The organism is Vibrio sp. WZ-1, assembly GCF_052037695.1.
Taxonomy (GTDB): domain Bacteria; phylum Pseudomonadota; class Gammaproteobacteria; order Enterobacterales; family Vibrionaceae; genus Vibrio.
Genome location: NZ_JBQEQR010000067.1, coordinates 89,538 through 111,964, shown reverse-complemented (window position 1 = coordinate 111,964; position 22,427 = coordinate 89,538). Strand labels below are relative to the sequence as shown.

The following is a 22,427-nucleotide window of genomic DNA, read 5'->3' as shown; positions in this document are numbered from 1 at the left end:
AAAATTCTCTTAAAACTTAGAAGGTTAGAGTTAGTGTAGTTGTTTTGTCGCGTATTGCGAGTTTTGCCAATGAACCAAAATCCACATTTAAACGTTCACAATAAACGCATAGTGTACGGATTTGGCAAAAAGGGGACGCACTATAAACCTAATTTCATGGGATATGTCAATGGTTAGTCATGACGGATATATGTCTCAGATTTGAGCCAGTTAGAATAAGATATGTTTTGTAACACAAGCTTTATGCCACCTAAATCCCCAAAATTAGCCCATTGAGATAGGCTTTTTCTCATTAATTAATAAAAACAAAACTTGAAGTGTGTAGCCTTAAGCAGTAACGTTGCGCGGTTTTTCCCAATAAACTTGAATTGCTAAGGTAAAGGTTTTGATTTCCACAGCGAATATTACTCAACAATTTGGCGCTAAGCCGCTATTTGAAAACATCTCAGTTAAGTTTGGCGAAGGTAACCGCTATGGCTTAATCGGGGCTAACGGTTGTGGTAAATCAACCTTTATGAAGATCTTGAGCGGTGAGCTTGAGCAAACAAGCGGTAACGTAAGCTACGACCCAAATGAGCGCGTTGCAAAACTGAACCAGGACCAGTTCGCGTACGAAGAATTCACTGTAATCGATACAGTAATCATGGGGCATAAAGAGCTATGGGAAGTGAAGCAAGAGCGTGACCGCATCTACTCACTTGCTGAAATGAGCGAAGAAGACGGCATGAAAGTGGCTGACCTAGAAGTTCAGTTCGCGGAAATGGACGGTTACATGGCAGAAGCGAAAGCGGGTGAGCTTCTTCTTGCTGTTGGTATCCCAATGGAGCAACACTTCGGTCTAATGAGTGAAGTTGCACCGGGTTGGAAACTTCGTGTCCTTCTAGCACAGGTTCTATTTGCAGACCCAGACGTAATGCTTCTTGACGAACCAACCAACAACTTGGATATGGACACTATCCGTTGGTTGGAAGATACGCTAAACGCGCGTAACTGCACTATGATCATTATCTCGCACGACCGTCACTTCCTAAACTCAGTATGTACGCACATGGCTGACTTGGATTACGGTGAGCTACGTGTTTACCCAGGTAACTACGACGAGTACATGACTGCGGCTTCTCAAGCGCGTGAACGTCTACTAAATGACAACGCGAAGAAGAAAGCACAAATCGCTGAGCTACAAACGTTCGTTGCACGTTTCTCTGCAAACGCATCGAAAGCAAAACAAGCGACATCTCGTGCTAAGCAAATCGACAAGATCAAACTTGACGAAGTGAAAGCGTCTAGCCGTCAAAACCCATTCATTCGTTTTGAACAGTCTAAAGAGCTATTCCGTAACGCTCTGATTGTTGAAAACCTAAGCCAGGGTTTTGAAGACGACCTGTTTGCTAACTTCAATGCGATTTTTGAAGTAGGCGAGCGCGTTGCTATCATCGGTGAGAACGGTGTGGGTAAAACAACCCTACTAAACACACTTGCTGGTGTACTAGAACCACGTACTGGTGAGTTCAAATGGTCTGAAAACGCGAACATCGGTTACTACGCGCAAGACCACGCACACGACTTCGAAGAAGACCTAAACCTAACTGATTGGATGGGTCAATGGCGTCAAGAAGGCGATGATGAGCAAGTGGTTCGTAGCTTCCTAGGTCGTATGTTGTTTGGTCAAGACGATATTAAGAAGTCAGTAAAAGTACTGTCTGGTGGTGAGCAAGGTCGTATGCTGCTTGGTAAGCTAATGATGCACAAACCAAACATGCTACTAATGGATGAACCAACCAACCACATGGACATGGAATCGATCGAATCTTTGAACACGGCACTAGAGCAGTACAAAGGCACATTGTTCTTCGTATCGCACGACCGTGTGTTCGTAGACTCGCTTGCAACTCGTATTATTGAAATCCGTGATGGCAAAATCACAGACTTCAAAGGCACTTACTCTGAGTTCCTAAAATCTCGTGGCATTGAAGGCTAACGCCTCTACTGTCCCGTCCCAAAATAAAAAGTCTAAAGATAAAAAGCCCCAAGCATGCCTTATGCTTGGGGCTTTTTTATGTCCCCAAGAATCGAATATCAAAAACAGGTACATATTGTGCAAAGGAGAACTTAGAAAGCGAATCTTCGAGCTTTATCGTATTTTGAAATTCAAAATGAGAATAGGGACGAGAATATATGCCAGATTATAGAACAAGCTTGAAAGTAATAGCCTTTGGTTTTGTGCTGTTGACATGCTTAGTGCTCATGTTTGCATGGTTCGCTTTTTCTACATCTCAAGCACAAATGTATTGGCAAAGTTGCACGGAAGTTTGGGCACATAGAGGTCTTACAACAAGAGCGGAAGAAAATACCATTCCAGCGTTTAATGAAGCGTTGAAAGCGGGAGCGAAAGGTATTGAAATTGATGTGTTCTACGATGCGGCACAGCAGCGCTTTTTGGTAAAACACGACCCAGAACCTAAAGGGATAGAACTGACTTTAGAGCGTGTATTTGTGACGTTTGGAGGCTCTACACAATATTGGTTGGACTTTAAAAATCTCTCTCAACTCGATCTCGATGATCGTAACAGTGCTTTGGAACACTTGGTTAGTCTTGCTGACCCCAATATTAGTCGTCGACAAATCGTCATCGAATCGGTGAATGAACATGCGCTATCTACATTTACAAGCCAAGGCTTCAACACGAGTTATTGGTTAAACTTGAATGATGATATCAGTGACGGGCAGTACTTTATCTATGCGGTCAAAACCCATATTAAGTATTGGTTGGGTTGGTTTACATCAGTTTCTACCGACATTAACTATTACACAGACCGATTTCGTATTGCTTTCTCTGATATCCCTACTTTACTGTTCACCGTGAATCAGCCAATGGTGATAAGAGAAGTTGAGCACCCCAACGTAAAGGTTGTTCTAACCGATATCCCTATATATTCGCAGTTTTCTCATTGCCACCAACAAGGAGGTGAGTCATGAGTTCATTCCGCTGGGTTAGTTCACAACACCTTCTATGTGCAGTCGTAATGCTTGTATGTATCACTTATGCCTATGTAACAAATATCGATAAGTTTCACGTCTCAGCTGTGAAGGCGGTGATACACGTTCTATTTCAATCTATGTTGCTCTTTGGTTTAGTGGTTTCATTAAACGTCATGAAACCGTTGAAATGGCTGGTTTTGCTGTTCCTTGGTATCGTGTTCTTCACACACCTGGCCTACCAAGCGCCACTTTCGATTAGTACAGTCTTCAGCGTGTTCAATGCGCCAACCGAAGAGTCAGCGAGCTTCGTCGCTGAGCATGGCTGGGAAATGCTAAGTACTACGCTTTGGGTTATCGTGCTCGCGTTACTTAGCTCCTCTATAACGGCAAGCAAATGGTGGCGATGCTCTCTCTATGCTGGTTCGATATACCTGTTATTACCTTTTCTTGTTCAGATACCCAAGGTATATAGCGGGAATGAATTTGCGGACTATATGAACAAAGGTACCGCGCGCGGTTATTCGCGGTCTTACACCGCTGCTGAGTACACCATACACAAACTGTCTTTGCGCTTTCCGGCCTTTCAAAGCGTGATAGCCATTAAAGATTCTGTAAGTCTGATGACACTGCAAAACGATAATGAGGCGACGTGGACGAACGTGGGAGCATCAATTGATGCGCCAAAAGTCCTCGTTATTGGTATAGGAGAGTCTCTTCGAGCCGGTAACATGAGTTTGTATGGGTATGAGAGAAAGACAACCCCAAAACTCGATGCAATTAAGAGTGAGTTGACGGTCGTGAATCAACCGTATGCGGCAGGGAGTAACACTTGGGGCTCGATACCTGCAATGCTGACAAAAACTAGCAATATGCCGAACTTCTCACAGTCAGTTATTCTTCTCGCGAAGGCGGCGGGCTACCAAACTTTCTGGTTGTCGAATCAAGCACAGTTCGGTCAGTGGGACTTTTCCATCTCAACATTGGCTCAGCAAGCGGACATCAACTACTTTGCCTCAAAGGAAGAGGGAGGGGCTCTGTATGATGATGTTCTACTCGAACAATTGTCAGTAGCTCTTGAACAACGCTCTCAACGTAAATTAATCGTCCTACATTTCTATGGCTCTCATATGAATTTCTCCGATCGCTACCCTGCGGAGTTTGATTTGTTTAGCTCGGGAGAGAAGAGGCTCGACCAATACGATAACAGTGTTTTGTACACTGATTTTTTGCAGGCTGAGATCATTGAAATGGTGAAAAAAGCGGGCGGAGAATATGTCTTTTTCTCCGATCATGGGCTTGGTTCTCCTTCAGGAGCTTTACCGCTTAAACACGACGTCAGAACTCCACCGGATATCGAGTCTCTATACGTACCATTTTTCTTCACGGGAAATCGAAATATTCCTGATATTAATCATCAACCATTTTCTCTGTTTTACTTTGAGTGTTTCTTTTCCAACTGGTCAGGGATTACGGCGCAAGAGTTGTCGGAAGATTATTGTGCGAAAAGTGTTAGCAATGATTTTATCGTGTATATGGATTCTAATATGGCAGTGCGTACGCAAAGGAAAGCAGAACTGAATAGCGATCAACTGGCGTTAAGCAAATAGAGCGGGGAAACGCTGATCTTCCCCGTAGCTATGCTTTTTCCATTAATACTTAAATTGACCAAGTAGCGTCTGTAATCTTGAACTTACGCTCTCAACCTCGTTACTCGACGTAGAAGATTGGGCAACGAGTTGATGGGTCTCACTGGCTAGTACCGCGATTTGGGTAATATTACGGTCAATCTCACTAGACACTGTGCTTTGCTCTTCGGATGCAGCGGATATTTGGGAATTCATATCGAATAAGGTATCCACTTGCGTAGTGATTGACTCTATTGAGCCTTGAGCTTTTGAACTGATCGAATTGGTTTCTTCGGCTTGCTCGAAACTGGTCTGCATCATGTTTACGGCTTGTTGCACACCCATGCCAAGCTGACTAATCGTGGTTTCAATTTGATGGGTTGAATCATTGGTAAGTATTGCCAATTGTCTTACTTCATCGGCCACGACTGCGAATCCTCGTCCACTATCACCAGCTCTTGCTGCTTCAATAGCCGCATTAAGTGCGAGTAAGTTTGTTTGTTCTGCAATACGCTGAATAGAGGAGACGATATGGTTGATCTCTTGGCTCTGTCCTTCCAAATCTTCAACGGTAGATTTGGAGGCATGGATATGCTCCATTAGAGTTGTGGTGCTCTGCTTCGATTGCTCAGTTAAAGAAAGTGTTTCTATTGCACTACGACGAACTTCGCTTGCTGTTTGCGCCGCAGCATCGATATTGTTGTTGATCTCATTACTCGTCATCACCAACTCATTGACCGCCGTTGCGACAGACTCCGCTTCGACCTTTTGCAATTGGCTATTATTCATGCTCTTGTCTGCGCTGTCCTTACACGTTGAAGCACTTACTTTAAGAATTTCCAGCACTGCAGCGAGCTCAATCATATTGTTGTGTATTTTTTCTATGAAGAAGTCAAAGGACTGAGCCAATTGTCCCAACTCATCTTTGCCTCTCGCTTCCATTCTTACGGTTAAATCACCATCACCTGATGAAATGTTGTTCATCATATGTGTGATTGCATTCAAGCGTCTCGATATGGTCACAGATAGTAAGATAAGCAATGTCGATACGAACAGTGCGATGAACGCTCCAATTATATGAAGTTGGAACTGAACTTCTTGTTGCGCATTTTTGGCCATCACTTCAATGTTCTTTTGTAGATCAAATAGCTGTTGTTCTAAGAGGTGGACATTACTTCTTAATGCCCCACTGAAACCTAGACTAGGGGTGTAGCCAATACGCTCAAAACTTGAGACTAAAGATGTTAGGGAAGATAAATAGAGGCGTGAAGAGTGTTCAAGAGAAGGGAAAGTCACGGCTTCTATATTAACTAAATCCGAGGCTTTTGAAATGAGACGCTGGCCAAGGTTCATAGATGGCTGGGAAAGATATTGATAATCCAGCTCAACTAACTCTAAGTAGGCGATTTTTGCTTGTGCGCTGTGTGTGTCTATTGTCGCTCTCTTTAGCTCTTCGCGTGCTGTTGCCAGCTGTGCATAAAAGCCGTTTGGTGTGTAGAGTTTTGTTACTTCGTTACTCAGCTCTTTGAATTGTCGTTGATACTCAAAAATACGGCTTTGAGCTTCTTGGATAGTTGAATTGTATTGCGGTGCATTTTGTGTGATAAACGTATTCAGTTCATCCAGTGACACCTCGAGCTCTTGAAAGGTTTTACTAAATCTTGAAAGGTATTTGGGATCATGACGAGCAAGAAAGTCTTTTTCATGCCTGCGTAGGGTGAGGAGTTCTATTTCGCTGAGCTGATTAACCTCGATTGCGTGCCTCAGGGAATCAAGTCTTTCAAAGCTCGCTTGCTCAATATAGGCGTATCCAGAAATGCCTATGAGAAGAATGACAATAATGGATGTAAGTTTTGCTCGGATGGATAGATTGGTAAGTCGTTCAAGTATTGGTGACCCTGGCATGGACACCTCCCTAGCTATTGACGTTTAATTTATGCACCGCAATTCATAATGAGATGTCATATATAAAACTAATAGTATATTGGAGGTGTATTGCAAGTCTGAGTGATAGAGCCGTTACGAGTTACCCTTTACGTCGAACTCAATCTTCTCTGCTCCGGTAAAGACTTGGAAGCGTAAGCCTTTCGCACGAGCGATAGTAGTAATGCCAAACTTTTTCGCCAGATCCAACCCCATTTGAGTCACACCTGAACGAGAAAGCAGGACAGGGATACCCATCTGCGCTACTTTAATCACCATCTCTGATGTAAGGCGACCTGTTGTGTAGAAAATCTTATCTTCACCGGTTTCTTGATTAAGCCACATTTCACCTGCTAGCGTATCAACCGCGTTGTGACGACCAACATCTTCCACAAAAGACAGCACTTCATTGCCTTTACATACCGCACAGCCATGCACCGCACCTGCTTTTTTGTAGGTATCGTTGTAATGCGTCAACGCTTCAAGCGCCGCGTAGATTTCAGATTGTTTCAACGGCACTTGCGGCACTTGGTAATCTTCAAGCTGCTTCATCACGTTGCCGTACATAGTGCCTTGACCACAGCCAGACGTCACAGTCTTCTTCTTCAGCGCGCCTTCTAGGTGTTCGGTATTTTCTTTGGTGATAACTGCAGCTGAGTGCGTTTCCCAGTCAATAATGACCGATTCAATCGCTTCAGGATCAGACAAGAAGCTCTGGTTCTTCAAATAACCCAACACAAGCGCTTCAGGGCGAGAGCCAAGCGTCATTAGCGTAACGACTTCCTTCCAGTTCAACATCACCGTAAGAGGACGCTCACAGGCGATCTGCTTAGTCAGCTTTTCGCCGTATTCGTCAAACACTTCTACTTCGATGGTCTGTAGGGGATTTTCACTGGTTTTAATAATATTTGGTTTTACCACAGTCATTTCCTAATGAATGAGAGAGCCAATACACGCTCTCATTAAATGGGTCTATTCGTCTTAACGCTACATACAAAGCAATTCTCATTCCAAAATAGCCGTTGTGCTGGAAATTGCGAGGCATTGGTACGATTCTGAATTAATTCTGCGATATCGCAGCGATGACACAGGTGCTAATTTGAATTTCTACTAGTTTTGAACTTATGAGCTGAGTGAAGGCTGAGCTCAGTTTGGCGCGTTTATTGCTTTGTACCGCTAAAATGGTTGAAAGCAAAGTACAAAATGTCCTTTTCTTTCTTAAAGCCAACACAGAACAAATTGGGTGAGTTATGTCGGATAAGAAACAGTTCGAGAAAAATGAAGATTCATGGCCGATTGGTGTGGATCTTGTAGAGCATGAAATCAGCACGGGTATTTGGGTTACGACCCAATGGCAACTGACGGGGTTTGAAATTAATCCAACTGAAGACACTCAGCACGTGTGCTTGCTGCAACTGCATAAAGACGAGCGCACCGATTACCGATTTAACCTGAGCTCACAACAGCCTAAGCTCTTCTTGGTAATGGATAATGTCGACTCTAGTGATACGCCTACGATTCAACTGCTTACGGCATCTCAAACTGTCGCCGCGCAATATATGGATGGCGATAACCTAGTATTATCCAATGATATGCCGTTAGCCGTTCAAGCTTGGATGGAAGCTTTTATCGGTCGCCACGGTGAATTGTTAGAAGTAAGACGTAAGAAACGCAAAGGAGCGGGTAGAGCAAATGGCAACTAGTTTTTTTAGCCGTTGGTCGAAACGTAAATTAGAAGAAACTACGACCGAGTCTACAGAGGCTAAGGTTGTGGACTCTGTTGAATCTACTGAGCCAGAAACCGCATACGCACAACAAGAATTAAGCACTGAAGCGCAAGCATCTGCTGCCGATGCTCCTGCTAAAGAGACTGAAGCTCAAGATACATCAAGCGAAACTACCAATCCTGAAGAGATGTCCGTAGCGCAGTTATTGGTTTCTGAGGCGTCAGAGAGCGTTAAGAAAGCAGCACTGCGCAAGATGTTCTTATCAGAAGAATTTAACGTTCGTGATGGTTTGGATGATTACGACGATGACTACAGTAATCTCAAGTCGCTTTCTGAAGGGGTTGCTGAAACACTTCGTGATTGGGTGAAAGAGAAAACAGAAGAAGAATCAGCAGAAGAAAACGCCCAACTCGCTGAATCTAAAGAACAAAGTGATGTTGAAGAGGCAGATGCAGAACTTACTGAAGGTGCCGAAATTCCCGAAGCACAAAAAGAACTGTATATAAACACAGTATCTAATGAAAGTGATATTCCAGAGACAAAACTAGGCCCAGCAGAGGTGGGACAAAATATACCACACAAAGAATAGGTACATTTTGACTAAACACTCAATGAACCGGTTGAGACAAAATGTCTCAGTCGGTTTTTTTATCCCTACAATTTCTAAGATAAATAGCTAACCTATTGAAAATTAGCTTATATTTAATTGGCACGACATTTGCTATCTGTTGCTCATTACCATTTTCGTTGAACTTGGCCTAATTGCTTAACAGGCAAATATGGCGAGGTCGGTACTACTCAAAAGAGGAAGTTACGGTCGAGTTAATCAGCAGAATCGCCTGCGCTAACTACAATGAATGATGGAAGAAACTATCCATGCGTATAAATGGAACTGAGCAATGTTGAAACAACTATTAGAACAAGCAACTTCCAATAACGGTAAAGCGCGTCTGTATGCGTTTGAAAATACCGTAGAGTTGACCAACCTTATTCCACCAACGGTGAGCTACGAGAGTGGCGGTAATACACTGATTGTTGGACCGACTGCCATCATTGAGAGTGCAGCCGCACAGCTTACTCAAATGAACAGCCTGACACTTCTTTCTACAGACGGAGAGAAAGGCACCAATCCAGAACTGTACTTTGCAAACTCAGTTCAAGTTTCTGGTTTCCTAGGTACGTTTGAAGTGCTTATCGAAAATAACGGTCTAACAAGCAACCTAGCAAAAGTCGCTATCAATAGTGATTGTTTCGATGTTGTTCTCGATCTTTGTCTAAGCAGCTGTATGTCAGAAGAGGTTCCGGTTCCGGGTTACTACCCAGTAGGACGCGGTTATCCAAAACTGGCAGAAGCGCTAGAAGAAATCCCGACACTAATGGGGACGTTTGATAAGCCAAAGTTCTTCCGTCTGGACACTGATCTATGTGCGCACAGTTCTCGTGGCGTAAAAGGTTGTGAGCGTTGTGTCGATGCTTGTCCTGCTGGCGCACTATCAAGTGAAGGCAGTGATAAAACAGGCCATCGCATCGAGATTAACCCATACCTATGTCAGGGCGTGGGTACTTGTGCAACGGCTTGTCCGACAGAAGCGATTCATTACGCGCTACCTAATCCTGAAGATACGCAAAAATTCATTGAACGCACGCTAGCGAACTACGAGCAAGCGGGCGGTCTGGATCCTATCGTTCTTATCTGTAGCTCTCGTCACGAGACTTACAACGTGATGGCACTGAAAGCGCTACCAGATAACGTGATTCCAATCGTGGTTGAAGAGCTTCCTTCTATCGGTATCGATACATGGTTTGCAGCTCTAGTTAATGGCGCGACGCAAGTGCTATTTGCGGCTTCTCGCTTTATGCCTGCAACCATCATTCGTGTTCTGAACAACGAAGTGGGTATCGCGCAAGAGCTTTTGGATCAACTTGGTATCGCAAAAGAGACCATCGATATCCTTTACTTGGAATCGCTTCGTGAAGGTCCTCCAACACTATGTACAGATTCATTCGATCTTGCCCTTGGCGATCTTCAAGGTAACAAGCGTCAACGTTTGTTTACTGCGCTGGATGCGATGTCTTCTTCTCGTATTCCGGTTGAGAACATTGTAGAGCTGCCTGCGAACGCCCCTTACGGCAATGTTTCTTGCGAGAGCAAAGACTGCACATTGTGTATGAGCTGTGTGGCGGTTTGTCCAACACGTGCACTTCATACTGACGGTGAATCACCGTCTCTTAAATTCGTTGAGCAAGATTGTATTCAATGTGGTTTGTGTGAAAAGGCGTGTCCAGAGAAAGTGCTGACTCTGACGCCTCGAATGAACTGGGTAAAAGAAGAGCGCCAAAAAGCGGTTGTGATTCACGAAGAGAAAGCCGCGGAATGTATTCGCTGTCATAAGCCATTCGCACCTCAGTCTATGATCGACATGCTACAAAACAAGTTACGCGGTCACTCTCATTTCTCAGATGAAGCGGCGATCAATCGTATCGCAATGTGTGAAGACTGCCGTGTGATCGACATGTTTGAGTCGATGGCAGAAGACCCAATGAAACAACTGAAATACTAGGAGCTCGCAGTGGATACACAACGAGAACAAGAACAAACACTGAGAACAGAGATCTACTTGGTTTTGTCAGCACTTTTTCGCAGTGCTCCAAGTGAAGAGATGATCGAGTTTCTAACTTCTCTGGAAGTTGAACCATCTGAAAGCGCAATGCAAAAAGCATGGATTGCGCTTCAGCAAGCGGCAAAAGATTCCAACCGCGAAGCACTAGAAGATGAATACCAAGACCTATTCATTGGTATCGGTCGTGGTGAAGTTATGCCTTTTGGCTCATGGCATCGTACAGGTGCAATGATGGAAAAACCATTGGCAGAAATTCGTCGCGACTTAGAGCTACTTGGCTTTGAGCGTGATGAGAATGTGAAAGAGCCTGAAGATCACATCGCGGCGCTTTGCGAAGTAATGTCGATGCTAACGGATGAAGAAGAAGATCTTCAACAAGCGGTGTTTAACAAACACATCGCACCTTGGTTTAGCTCTTTCACTCAGCAACTAGAAAATGCAGAGAGCGCGAACTTTTATAAGCCAGCAGCTCAGCTGTGTGAGGCGTTCTTAACACTGGAACAAGTGCGCTTTAGCGTGAACACCAAAAGCAGTAAGCACAAATTAAAAATTGATGTGAAAAACGTCACTGATTACGAGTAATCGAGCAGTACTTGGTCATATCGATAGAGGGGCAATAGCCTCCAAAGATCTACCGTAAGGTAAGGAAGCAATGATGAAAGATAATAAAGAAATAAACACAAGCCGTAGGGATCTCCTGAAAGGCTTAACGACTGCAGCCGTAGCTGGTGCGGTTGTCGCTGGTACAACAAAAGTGGCAAGCGCTTCAGAAACGGTTGAGCCTTCTGAAAAAGACGTGAAGAAGAAAGGGTATCGTGAAACTCAACACATTCGCGATTACTACGACACACTTTAGGAGATAACGGATGAAACTTGTCAAACGCTCCGACAGTGTGAGCAAAGAAACCAATCAGCTTGGCGTTTCTCGCCGTGCATTCATGAAAAACACCTCGCTTGCTGCTGGTGGTGCGGTTGTAGGTGCAAGCCTTTTTGCACCGGGCATGATGAAGAAAGCACAAGCTAAATCGGTGGATCCAGAAGCGAAAACAGAAGTAAAACGTACTATCTGTTCTCACTGTTCTGTAGGTTGTGGTATTTACGCTGAAGTTCAAAACGGCGTATGGACAGGTCAAGAACCTGCATTCGATCACCCATTCAACGCTGGTGGACACTGTGCAAAAGGCGCAGCACTGCGTGAACACGGTCACGGTGAGCGTCGTCTGAAATACCCAATGAAGCTTGAAAACGGTAAGTGGAAGAAGCTTTCTTGGGATCAAGCGATCGAAGAAATCGGTAACAAGGTGATGGACATCCGCAAAGAGTCGGGTCCAGATTCGGTTTACTGGTTGGGTAGTGCTAAGCACAACAACGAACAAGCGTACATGTTCCGTAAGATGGCGTCGCTTTGGGGTACCAACAACGTTGACCACCAAGCGCGTATCTGTCACTCAACAACCGTAGCAGGTGTAGCAAACACTTGGGGTTACGGTGCGATGACCAACTCTTTCAATGACATGCACAACTGTAAGTCGATGCTGTTCATTGGTTCAAACCCTGCAGAAGCGCACCCTGTTGCGATGCAGCACATCCTAATCGCGAAAGAGAAGAACAACTGTAAGATCGTTGTAGCGGATCCTCGTCGTACCCGTACAGCTGCGAAATCGGATCACTACGTATCTCTACGTCCGGGTTCTGACGTTGCGTTTATTTGGGGTGTGCTATGGCATGTCTTCGCGAACAACTGGGAAGATAAAGAGTTCATCCGTCAACGCGTATTCGGTATGGATGAAATCCGTGCAGAAGTGGCTAAATGGACACCAGCAGAAGTTGAGCGCGTAACTGGGGTTCCTGAGTCTGAAGTTTACCAAACAGCAAAACTGCTTTCTGAAAACCGTCCGGGTTGTATCGTGTGGTGTATGGGTGGTACTCAGCATACGACTGGTAACAACAACACACGTGCTTACTGTGTACTTGAGCTTGCGCTAGGTAACATCGGTAAGTCAGGCGGCGGTGCAAACATCTTCCGTGGCCACGATAACGTACAGGGTGCAACTGACCTTGGCGTACTATCTGATACGCTTCCAGGCTACTACGGTCTGTCTGAGGGTTCATGGCGTCACTGGTCGAAAGTGTGGGACATCGATTTTGATTGGGTAAAAGGTCGCTTTGATGACAACGCTTACGGCGGTCAAAAACCAATGAACAGTGCAGGCATTCCTGTGTCTCGTTGGGTGGATGGTGTACTTGAAAACAAAGACAACATTCGTCAACGTGAAAACATCCGTGCAATGTTCTACTGGGGTCACGCAGTAAACTCTCAGACTCGTGGTCCTGAGATGAAGAAAGCGATGCAGAAGCTGGATATGATGGTTATTGTTGACCCATACCCAACAGTCGCAGCGGTAATGAACGATCGTACTGACGGCGTTTACCTGCTTCCAGCAACGACTCAGTTCGAAACACACGGCAGTGTAACTGCTTCTAACCGCTCTATTCAGTGGCGTGATCAGGTTATCGAACCATTGTTCGAATCTAAACCTGACCACGAAATCATGTACCTGCTAACTAAGAAGCTAGGTTATGAAGATCTGCTGTTCAAGAACATCCGTGTTGAGAACAACCAGCCAGTGATTGAAGACATCACTCGCGAATTCAACAAAGGCATGTGGACGATCGGTTACACAGGTCAAAGCCCAGAGCGTCTAAAAGCGCACCAACAAAACTGGCACACATTCCACAAGACATCTCTGGAAGCAGAGGGTGGTCCTGTGAATGGTGAGACTTACGGTCTACCTTGGCCATGTTGGGGCACGCCAGAGATGAAGCACCCAGGCACACACATTCTGTACGATACGTCGAAGACGGTTGCAGAAGGTGGCGGTAACTTCCGTACGCGTTTCGGTGTCGAATTCGAAGGTCAAAGCCTACTTGCTGAAGACAGCTACTCTAAAGGCTGTGAAATCAAAGACGGCTACCCAGAGTTCTCTGACAAGCTAATCAAACAGCTTGGTTGGTGGGATGACCTAACGGCTGAAGAAAAAGCAGCAGCAGAAGGTAAAAACTGGAAAACTGACCTGTCTGGCGGTATCCAACGCGTAGCAATCAAGCACGGTTGTATCCCATTTGGTAACGCGAAAGCGCGTGCGATTGTTTGGACATTCCCAGACCGCGTACCGCTACACCGTGAGCCGTTATACACACCACGTCGTGACCTTGTAATGGATTACCCAACTTGGGACGACAAAGAAGCAATCTTCCGTGTACCAACGCTTTACAAGTCTATCCAGAAAGAAGACAAGTCTGGCGAATACCCAATCATCCTGACTTCTGGTCGCTTGGTTGAGTACGAAGGTGGTGGTGAAGAAACACGTTCAAACCCATGGCTTGCTGAACTTCAACAAGAAATGTTCGTTGAAGTGAACCCGAAAGACGCAAACGATCTTGGCTTCAAAGATGGCGATGACGTTTGGGTTGAAGGTGCAGAGAAAGGTCGCATTAAGGTGAAAGCGATGGTCACTCGTCGTGTTAAACCGGGTCTGGCGTTCATTCCATTCCACTTTGGCGGTAAGTTCGAAGGTGAAGATCTACGCCATAAGTACCCAGAAGGTACTGACCCATACGTGATTGGTGAAGCAGCGAACACTGCGACCACTTACGGTTACGACCCTGTTACTTTGATGCAGGAAACTAAAGTAACCCTATGTAACATTCGTAAAGCGTAAGGAGTCTGACAATGGCACGAATGAAATTCCTATGTGACACCAAACGCTGTATCGAGTGTAACGGCTGTGTTACTGCATGTAAGAACGAAAACGATGATGCGCTTGAGTGGGGCATTCAACGTCGTCGCGTGGTAACACTGAACGACGGTGAACCAGGTGAAAACTCAATCTCTGTTGCTTGTATGCACTGTACAGATGCGCCTTGTATGGCGGTTTGTCCAGCTGACTGTTTCGAGCATACGGAAGACGGCATCGTTCTTCACAACAAAGATCTTTGTATCGGTTGTGGTTACTGTCTGTTCGCTTGTCCATTCGGTGCGCCTCAGTTCCCGAAACAAGCATCTTTCGGTGAGCGTGGCAAAATGGACAAATGTACTTTCTGTGCAGGTGGTCCAAACACAGAACCTGGCTCTGTAGAAGAGCGTGAGAAATACGGTGCGAACCGTATTGCTGAAGGTAAGCTACCTATGTGTGCGTCACTATGTTCAACAAAAGCACTGCTAGCGGGTGATGCAGAGAAAGTATCTGATATCTTCCGTCAACGTGTGGTTGAGCGTGGTGCGAAAAACGCAGGTTGGACAGACGGTAACGATCTTTCTTACGACGCAACCAAAAGCTAAGTAGGAGAGACACATGTTAAATACTCTTAAACGTGCGTCTCTTGTAATGCTGTCTATGATGACAGCATTACTGCTGACCTTTGCTATGCCAGCGTCTGCGCAAGAAGACACTTCTCCAGTGGTACAACAGGAGATGACACAACTTGCAGGTGCAGACTTCTGGCGTCAGGTCAAAGAGGGGCAAGAAGGCTATACCACGTCGAAATCAGCGGAACACGGTGTGCTGATTAGTACTCCGGGTGAGACTTGGTACATTCTTAAAGAGAAATGGATGTCTCCTGCGGGCGCTGTCGCGATTTTCGGCAGTATCGCAATGGTTATCATGGCTTATGTATTCGTAGGTCCTCTGATGCTAAGTAAGCCACGTACTGGCAGAAAGATTAAGCGTTGGTCTCGTCTAGACCGTGCACTTCACTGGAGCATGGCGTTTACCTTCTTAACGCTGGCATTCAGTGGCTTGATGCTGGTTTACGGTAAGCACTTCTTGAAGCCGTACGTACCAACTGAGTTCTGGGGCTTCATCGTCATGTTGGCGAAGCAGTACCACAACTATATGGGCCCGCTGTTCTTCATCTTGCTGATGTTTGTTCTACTGAAATGGTGGCGCAAATCTATCCCTAACATGACTGACATTCGTTGGTTCATGAAAATGGGCGGCATGGTTGGTAAACACAAAGGCACGCACCCATCAGCTGGTTTCTCGAACGGTGGTGAAAAGGCAATTTACTGGTTGTTGATCTTCTTCGGTGCTATCGCAGCTGTGAGTGGCTTAATTCTGGATTTCCCAATTTTCGGCCAAACTCGTCGCGATATGGAACTGTCTAACCTTGTTCACGCGATTTCTGCTCTTATCCTAATTTGTGGCTTTATCTTCCACATCTACATCGGTCTATTCGGTATGGAAGGTGCACTAGAAGGCATGGTTACTGGTGAAGTTGATGAGACATGGGCGAAAGAGCACCACGATCTTTGGTATGAAGAAGTGAAATCCAAAGAAGCGATGGGCGAAACAGATACGGCAAACACGGAACCAAAAGGAGCGAAGACGAATGAACAAACCTCATAACGGGATTTGGGTTGCGTACATCCTGAGTTGTTTGACCCCGTTTACGTTCTTGATCTCAGGCGTTGTCGCAATCATTTACGCTGGGTACCGTTTGGATAAAGGCGAAGACAGCGACGTAGTGAACTCACATTACTACGGCTTGATTCGTACTTTCTTCCTATACCTAACGTTCTTTGTTGTTCTTATTGTTACGGTAGCAACATCAAATGGTGTGTTAATTGGTGTGAGTGATTATTGGATGCACAGTACGTTGTTAGACTCTGTTGCGTACTTTATCCCTTGGATTGGTATGCTGTTCGCCGCGTTGGCGATTTTAGTGTGGTTCCTACGTATGTACCAAGGTATGAACCAACTGCGCAACAATATGCCGCACAGACCGTCTACAGGTCCAAACCTTTAAAACGGTGTTTCTGTTTAAAAGCCTCGCAATCGCGGGGCTTTTTTATGCCTTGAACATAAGATTCGTCTTACAAATCTGACATTTCGTCTCAAACAAGCGAATTACTAAGGATTGTTTGATCGTTTTGATATTCATGGAGGAGCCTCAAAGATTTACTACAACGTGAGAATACCGGTTCTACGTGACGGGATATCACTCACAACACCACTATTGTTCATTTACTCAGATTTATTTGTGTCGTTAGAGTGTGTAGCGCTAAGAAAATCAGTGGTCTACAAGCGTGTCAAGGCCAGCACAAAGTTGTTATCTACAGGCAATAGTAAAGGACTAACACGTTACAGCTATGGTTCCTCAGTTCATTCTTCCCCTAATCAGTACATCTGGTGCGCTATATCATTTATCGAGTGAAAACCCACCTAATGGAGAGTTAGTCGAATTCAACTCTCTGATCGCTGCAGAAGACTTCTTACTAGGGTTTCAGGATGCAGAAGCTTCTGATATCGAAAGACTCTTCTATCAAATAGGGGAATTTCCACCACAGCTTGTTGAAACAGAATCGCCATTTGATAGCTACTTACCTCGTCTTTCAGAAGCGTTGCTCAACGGCAAATTAAAAGCTTCTTTCATCCCACCTTCAAAAGAACATGTGATGGCAACAGGGGTGACAAATCCCCCAAATTCGTCTACCAAAGTGAGTAGCAAACAACCCCTAAAAGCCGATCAAAAGCAGCAGGCTACGGTCGATGCAATGTCAGCCAAACCACAAAAAGAGAGCTGTGAAAAAGACCAAAAAGCAGGTGACCCAGTATCCTTAGTTAGTGGCGAGGAGATACTGACGTTAACGGACGTAGAACTACAGAACGGTTTTGTATGGTCGAGAACATACCGCTCGAGTGTCTCGGATACCGATCAAGGGTTGGGCTATGGTTGGAGGCACAACTTTTCATTCGATCTTAAAGATAACCATGACGAAAAAGGAACCGTAATAAATTGGGAGTTCATAAATGAACTTGCTGATGTCATCAGCTTTTCGCCAGTGTCAGTCGGTGCAACCAGTTATCAAATTTACGTTGGTGCAAGTTGTCATTTTTTAAACTCAGTGACAAGAGTTATTACTTTAGCAAACGGTAATCAATACCGATTTGAGCTGAAGCGCGAAAAGTGGTTATTAAGAGAAATTCGATCTGACATCTTTTCAAACTATCAGCTTGAGTATTCACAAAACCATCGCTTGATTCGAATTGCGACGAATAAACAACCGACGATAGAGTGTCAATATAATGATGAAGGTCGCTTGGTCGAATTATTCCTACCTAATACAGGAAAAGCGTTAGCGACTTTTGAGTACAACTCTGACTCTGATCTTGTTAAAGCGTCAAATCAATGGAAGTTGACTGAGCATTATTATTACAACCATTCACACCTCATCACCAAACGAGTTAGACCAACAGGCTTTGCCCATCATTTTGTTTGGGAGGGGGATGATACTGAAGCCGTCTGTATTAGAAACTATGGTGACCTAGGCGTATATGACTACCAATTTTCTTTTCATCCTCCACATTCATCATACTCAAATTCTTTTAATGACACGTGGAGATTTGTCCATGATGAACAGGGAAAGTTATTAGAGAAAATCAGTCCTAGTGGAAGGAAATGGACATTTGATTATGACGACTTAGGAAGGAAAGTCACCGAAACCTATCCAGACAACACCAAAACAAGTTACCAGTATAACCTTCAAGGTCAATTAGTATCGAAGTCGCATTCCTCTGGTGCGATAAATGCCTACGAGTATGACTCGCTGGGGCAACTCACTAAGGTCATTACGCCAGATGGCGAATCAGAGCAGGTTTTTTATAACTCCCTTGGACAGCGAGTATGGGACAGCGACTCTCAAGGGTGCATGACTAAGTATGAATACGACAAGTACGGTCATATCATCCGCAGCACTTGCTCTGATGGAGAGGTTAAACAATGGTGGTGGGATAAGCAGCAACGAGTCGTAGCCCACGAGCTTAATGGGACTTTGATTCGGTATAGCCACAATGAAAATGGTTGGATCAATGGTATCGCTTACCCCGATGGCTGTATTGCTTCGTTAACTTATGACGATACTGGCAAACGCACGAGCGTGCAGTTTTATAACGAGAGTGACAAAACAGGCTTTAGTGAAGAGTATTCCTACGATGAGTACAGCCGGGTAGTAAGAGTATCAACGCCCGAAGGCGTCACAAAAATTGTTTGGGGACAGCTAAACCAGCAAGAAGGTGTCGTGCTTGCTGATGGGAGTAGCTTTTTCTATGAATATGATGAGGAAAGAAACCTCACCAAACTTATACGTAGTGATGGATTGGAATTTTGCTTTTCTTACGATCAAGAAGGGGAATTGATCTCAACCCAAGGCTTTGATGGGATAGAAACCAAGTTTCGCTATGATTCGATGGGAAGGATTGCCGAAAAACAAGTTCATGAACGGACAGTGCTATACAGGTATGATGATGCAGGTTATTTGTCTAATGTTCGGGCTGGAAATGGTCGCTATATCAACGAAAGTCACTTCAGTCACACCCTAAGTGGGAAAATTACTTTTGCCTCCAATAAGCATCAAACTCTTCAATATCATTACAGCCCATCAGGAAACCAAATAAAGCGCGTCCAAGGGCAGTTCGAATTCACCCAAGAATATAGTCGCCTCGGTAAGTTGCGAGAGGTATCGTTGCCGGATCAAACGAATGTCGGATACGAATATGATCGATATGGACAAGTGTCTGCTGTCATTATTGGAGATGATGCGAGACATAAGGTGAAATTCAACTATGACAAAACCGGCAGAATCTGCGCCATTAAAAGCAATGACTTTATAGAGAATAAGGTATTCGATGGTATTGGGCGTTTGAAAGAACAATCTTGGCTCGATAGGAAAAAGAGTTACTTATTCAACGCAAGTAATCACATATCTACTATTGTCGATAGCGTGTTTGGAAAGACACATTTTCATTACGATAAACTTGGGCAGCTCATACGTGTAAATTCCCCAAGAGATATTCAGTCTTTTTGTTTTGATAGCTTTGGAAACCCCCAACTTCCTGATTGCGAAGTACATTCAGACCGAGTCGATATGTATGGCAACATGAGATACAAATATGACTCCCAGGGGAATCAAGTTTCAGCAGAAGGGAACTGTTACACCCAAACTCGAGTCTTTGACGCCTTGAATCAATTGATAGAAGTGCACTTATTCAAAGGTATATGTCAATTTGAATATGACGCTCTTGGTCGACGGACAAGGAAAATCTCCGAAAATGGAATTCGTGAGTTCTTCTGGGAAGGAGAACGTTTGATTGGTGAGTATTTTTCAGGTTCATTCCGTTGGTACTTCTATCAACCTGAAACTTATATCCCCCTAGCGTTGTATGAAGATGGCCATGCGTACTTTTATCAATGTGACCAAGTCGGAAAGCCAGAAGTACTCAAAGATATTGACGGAAGGACAGTATGGCAAGCGACTTACGACACGTTTGGATATGCGCACATTGATATTGAAGAAGTCGTTAACCCGCTCAGGTTTCAGGGGCAATACTTCGATTGCGAAACCCAGTTACATTACAATTTAGCACGTTACTATGATCCGACCCTCGGCCGCTTTATTCAACAAGACCCAATAAGCATTGCGGGCGGCATTAACCATTATCAGTATGCAATTAACCCTATTCAATGGATTGACCCTACAGGGCTACTATGCAATGAAGGTTTAAAACGTTTATCTAAAATGTTGGTTGAAATCCATTCTCAAGGCAAAGTACCCAAAGAGTTGTGCAACCGTGTATTGCAAGCAGCTAAAGAAACATCTGTTGGGGAAGATGGTGTTCGTTCACAAGTTAAGATTCGTAAACCCAATGGCAAAAACCACATCAGATATGAATACGATATCGATCATATTGATTGCCAGAAAAACGAAATCACCTTTTATCGTCACTTCAATCAGTCAGATGGCAGCAAACAAGAAGTTCGGTACGTAGTTGGTATAGAGGAGTTTGTAAATGCACATGTACTGGACTCTGAGAGGTCAGATGGCGAGCAGGGCTGCACAATCTTCACCGAAGATCTTGTACTTAATAAAGCAGAATACAAAGAAAATTCGGAACTAAACATCAACGAATATGAACTGACAGATCGCAATAAAGAAAAAATCGAGAAGTGTTTGAAGATGCGCAAAGAGGCGGTGGATGCAAGAGAAGCAGAAGGTCATAATGCTCAAATAGCCAAGATCAATGAGCAGTCTGCAAAAATTGGTGAGTTGGCGGCCGATGACTTTGTTAGAAGTAAGTATCCAACCGCCAAGCTATTGCACCCTGAAGATATCGAAACATCAGGCTCTAAGCCCGGTGACTTCGATATGGTTTATGAGGTCGAAGGCCCTCCACCAGGTGAAATCATTGTCGTAGAGGCTAAGGGAGGCAACAGCCCGTTGGGTAGCAGGAAGATTGGCAATGAAGCGTATCAGCAAGGAACGAGTAAGTATGCTGCTGCAATAATTGATCTGATGAGTGAGAAGGGGTTTGGAACAACAGAAAGGCGTGCCGGGAACAAAATTAAGAAAGCAGCCTATGACGGAACCCCAATCAAGTATTTACATGTTCAAACTCCAATAAATGATGATGTCGATACTTTGAAAGTGAGAGAATTTTCAATTAATAAAACCGCAATTAGTGAGGTCTAGGAACGTGCTCAAACTAGTTCAACGTAAGTCAAACCCTAACTTGAAACCAGAACATGAGTTGGAGTTAATCAATGAGATCAATGATGACCTTAATAAAAGGAAAAAAAGGATTTTAGTTAGGAGAGAGAACCTTAATGATATGGCTGACCTGCATAAAGATATCGTAAGGTGGTACTCATGGCTTCCCCAGTCTGATACCAATGAACAAGTCGGAACACTTTGTCTCTATGAAGCGTCACTAATGCGTTCTTTTTATCATCGGCTCGCGATGAAGACTGATGAACCTCAGAGTATTCAAATACCCGGATACCCGCTAGTGACCTGGGAAGGTAAAGGTATCCTAGATACTGGTTTTATTTCTCCTTCAATGTGGCTAGATGCTTATTTCATTTCTGTCATCGTGCGCGATAAATCCAGTATGGATCTGTTGGCGAACTTTCCGATTTCTCTCATGAAACAAAGCTCTACTAAAGCAGGAGAACTGTCTTACATGTTGGTGGATGTCATTCAGTCTTTTCATCATCGTACTTCCGATTACCCGGATAAACTAGTCGAAGCAATGGATTTGGCCATTGCTCAGGGTGACGATTGGGCAATGGAAATCGCCATGGGAATTCTAGAAACCTATGCTGCCCTGACAACCGACATTGGTTATGACTTCGAAGAAGTGCTGATTAAGAACTTGAAGCTGCAGGAACAATATCATCTTCGAGAACTTGGTCCGGAGCGAATAGGCATTCGTACATTCATCAATTTCCCTCTGCTTGGTATGGCATGTATGTGGTATGACAAAGGAAACCGATTGTCAGTAGAAACAGGTTGGCTGCCACCATATCTTATTGAAGGACGTTGGCTAGAAGACGTTAAAGCAGGGCGGATTACTCGTTAGCATATCCGAGTAACCTAAAAATGGTTAGAGAGAGTGCTTTCGTGTAAAGGTTTGAAGAACTGGGCGATCTGAGTCCAGCTCCTGAAAGCCAGTTGGAGTAGAATGGAGCGCAAATTGATAGTTATCGCGCTCCAC

At 44.5% G+C, this 22,427-nt stretch carries 16 protein-coding genes; 14 read left to right on the top strand and 2 right to left on the bottom strand.

Annotation, left to right across the window (positions count from 1 at the left end; genetic code table 11):
* Nucleotides 1-385 precede the first annotated feature (385 nt).
* The 3 genes from ACTS60_RS09485 to ACTS60_RS09475 all read left to right on the top strand — a co-directional run bounded on the left by ACTS60_RS09485 (nt 386) and on the right by ACTS60_RS09475 (nt 4,586).
* Complete coding sequence (locus tag ACTS60_RS09485) at nt 386-1,978, top strand: ABC-F family ATPase (RefSeq protein WP_005427581.1); 1,593 nt, start codon at nt 386-388, stop codon at nt 1,976-1,978.
* 197 nt (nt 1,979-2,175) lie between these two features.
* Complete coding sequence (locus ACTS60_RS09480) at nt 2,176-2,976, top strand: glycerophosphodiester phosphodiesterase (RefSeq protein ID WP_440888033.1); 801 nt, start codon at nt 2,176-2,178, stop codon at nt 2,974-2,976.
* Nucleotides 2,973-4,586: a sulfatase-like hydrolase/transferase gene (locus tag ACTS60_RS09475; RefSeq protein WP_440888032.1), complete on the top strand. Its 1,614-nt coding sequence runs from the start codon at nt 2,973-2,975 to the stop codon at nt 4,584-4,586. The genes ACTS60_RS09480 and ACTS60_RS09475 overlap by 4 nt, the downstream gene beginning before the upstream one ends.
* A gap of 42 nt (nt 4,587-4,628) precedes the next feature.
* Here ACTS60_RS09475 and ACTS60_RS09470 read toward each other — a convergent pair whose 3' ends face one another.
* Nucleotides 4,629-6,509 (bottom strand): methyl-accepting chemotaxis protein, encoded by a 1,881-nt coding sequence (locus ACTS60_RS09470; protein ID WP_409385876.1) that lies wholly within the window; start codon nt 6,507-6,509, stop codon nt 4,629-4,631.
* Between the two features lie 114 nt (nt 6,510-6,623).
* Nucleotides 6,624-7,448 (bottom strand): formate dehydrogenase accessory sulfurtransferase FdhD, encoded by an 825-nt coding sequence (locus ACTS60_RS09465; RefSeq protein WP_045389713.1) that lies wholly within the window; start codon nt 7,446-7,448, stop codon nt 6,624-6,626.
* Between the two features lie 329 nt (nt 7,449-7,777).
* On the opposite strand from ACTS60_RS09465, the gene ACTS60_RS09460 reads away from it, so the two are divergent.
* The 11 genes from ACTS60_RS09460 to ACTS60_RS09410 all read left to right on the top strand — a co-directional run bounded on the left by ACTS60_RS09460 (nt 7,778) and on the right by ACTS60_RS09410 (nt 22,292).
* Entirely contained in the window at nt 7,778-8,230 is a 453-nt protein-coding gene (locus ACTS60_RS09460; RefSeq protein ID WP_010447891.1) for a DUF3305 domain-containing protein, read from the top strand.
* Nucleotides 8,220-8,843 (top strand): DUF3306 domain-containing protein, encoded by a 624-nt coding sequence (locus ACTS60_RS09455; protein WP_440888031.1) that lies wholly within the window; start codon nt 8,220-8,222, stop codon nt 8,841-8,843. The genes ACTS60_RS09460 and ACTS60_RS09455 overlap by 11 nt, the downstream gene beginning before the upstream one ends.
* 310 nt (nt 8,844-9,153) lie before the next feature.
* Nucleotides 9,154-10,815 (top strand): 4Fe-4S dicluster domain-containing protein, encoded by a 1,662-nt coding sequence (locus ACTS60_RS09450; RefSeq protein WP_010447895.1) that lies wholly within the window; start codon nt 9,154-9,156, stop codon nt 10,813-10,815.
* Between the two features lie 9 nt (nt 10,816-10,824).
* Nucleotides 10,825-11,457, top strand: a complete 633-nt coding sequence (locus ACTS60_RS09445) for a TorD/DmsD family molecular chaperone (RefSeq protein ID WP_038883708.1) — start codon at nt 10,825-10,827, stop codon at nt 11,455-11,457.
* Between the two features lie 73 nt (nt 11,458-11,530).
* Nucleotides 11,531-11,731, top strand: a complete 201-nt coding sequence (locus ACTS60_RS09440) for a twin-arginine translocation signal domain-containing protein (protein WP_005427585.1) — start codon at nt 11,531-11,533, stop codon at nt 11,729-11,731.
* 10 nt (nt 11,732-11,741) lie between these two features.
* The gene (locus tag ACTS60_RS09435) at nt 11,742-14,597 is read left to right on the top strand and encodes a formate dehydrogenase subunit alpha (protein ID WP_440888030.1); all 2,856 of its coding nucleotides are present in this window, start codon (nt 11,742-11,744) and stop codon (nt 14,595-14,597) included.
* Nucleotides 14,598-14,608: 11 nt separating this feature from the next.
* Nucleotides 14,609-15,217: a formate dehydrogenase FDH3 subunit beta gene (gene fdh3B / locus ACTS60_RS09430; protein ID WP_010447906.1), complete on the top strand. Its 609-nt coding sequence runs from the start codon at nt 14,609-14,611 to the stop codon at nt 15,215-15,217.
* A 13-nt stretch (nt 15,218-15,230) separates the two neighbouring features.
* The gene (locus ACTS60_RS09425) at nt 15,231-16,283 is read left to right on the top strand and encodes a formate dehydrogenase subunit gamma (RefSeq protein ID WP_171306104.1); all 1,053 of its coding nucleotides are present in this window, start codon (nt 15,231-15,233) and stop codon (nt 16,281-16,283) included.
* The gene (locus ACTS60_RS09420) at nt 16,267-16,683 is read left to right on the top strand and encodes a membrane protein (protein WP_005427687.1); all 417 of its coding nucleotides are present in this window, start codon (nt 16,267-16,269) and stop codon (nt 16,681-16,683) included. The genes ACTS60_RS09425 and ACTS60_RS09420 overlap by 17 nt, the downstream gene beginning before the upstream one ends.
* Before the next feature lie 343 nt (nt 16,684-17,026).
* Nucleotides 17,027-21,403 (top strand): RHS repeat-associated core domain-containing protein, encoded by a 4,377-nt coding sequence (locus ACTS60_RS09415; RefSeq protein WP_440888029.1) that lies wholly within the window; start codon nt 17,027-17,029, stop codon nt 21,401-21,403.
* The gene (locus ACTS60_RS09410; RefSeq protein WP_440888028.1) at nt 21,393-22,292 is read left to right on the top strand and encodes an immunity 49 family protein; all 900 of its coding nucleotides are present in this window, start codon (nt 21,393-21,395) and stop codon (nt 22,290-22,292) included. Before ACTS60_RS09415 ends, ACTS60_RS09410 begins: the two co-directional genes overlap by 11 nt.
* Nucleotides 22,293-22,427: the final 135 nt, after the last annotated feature.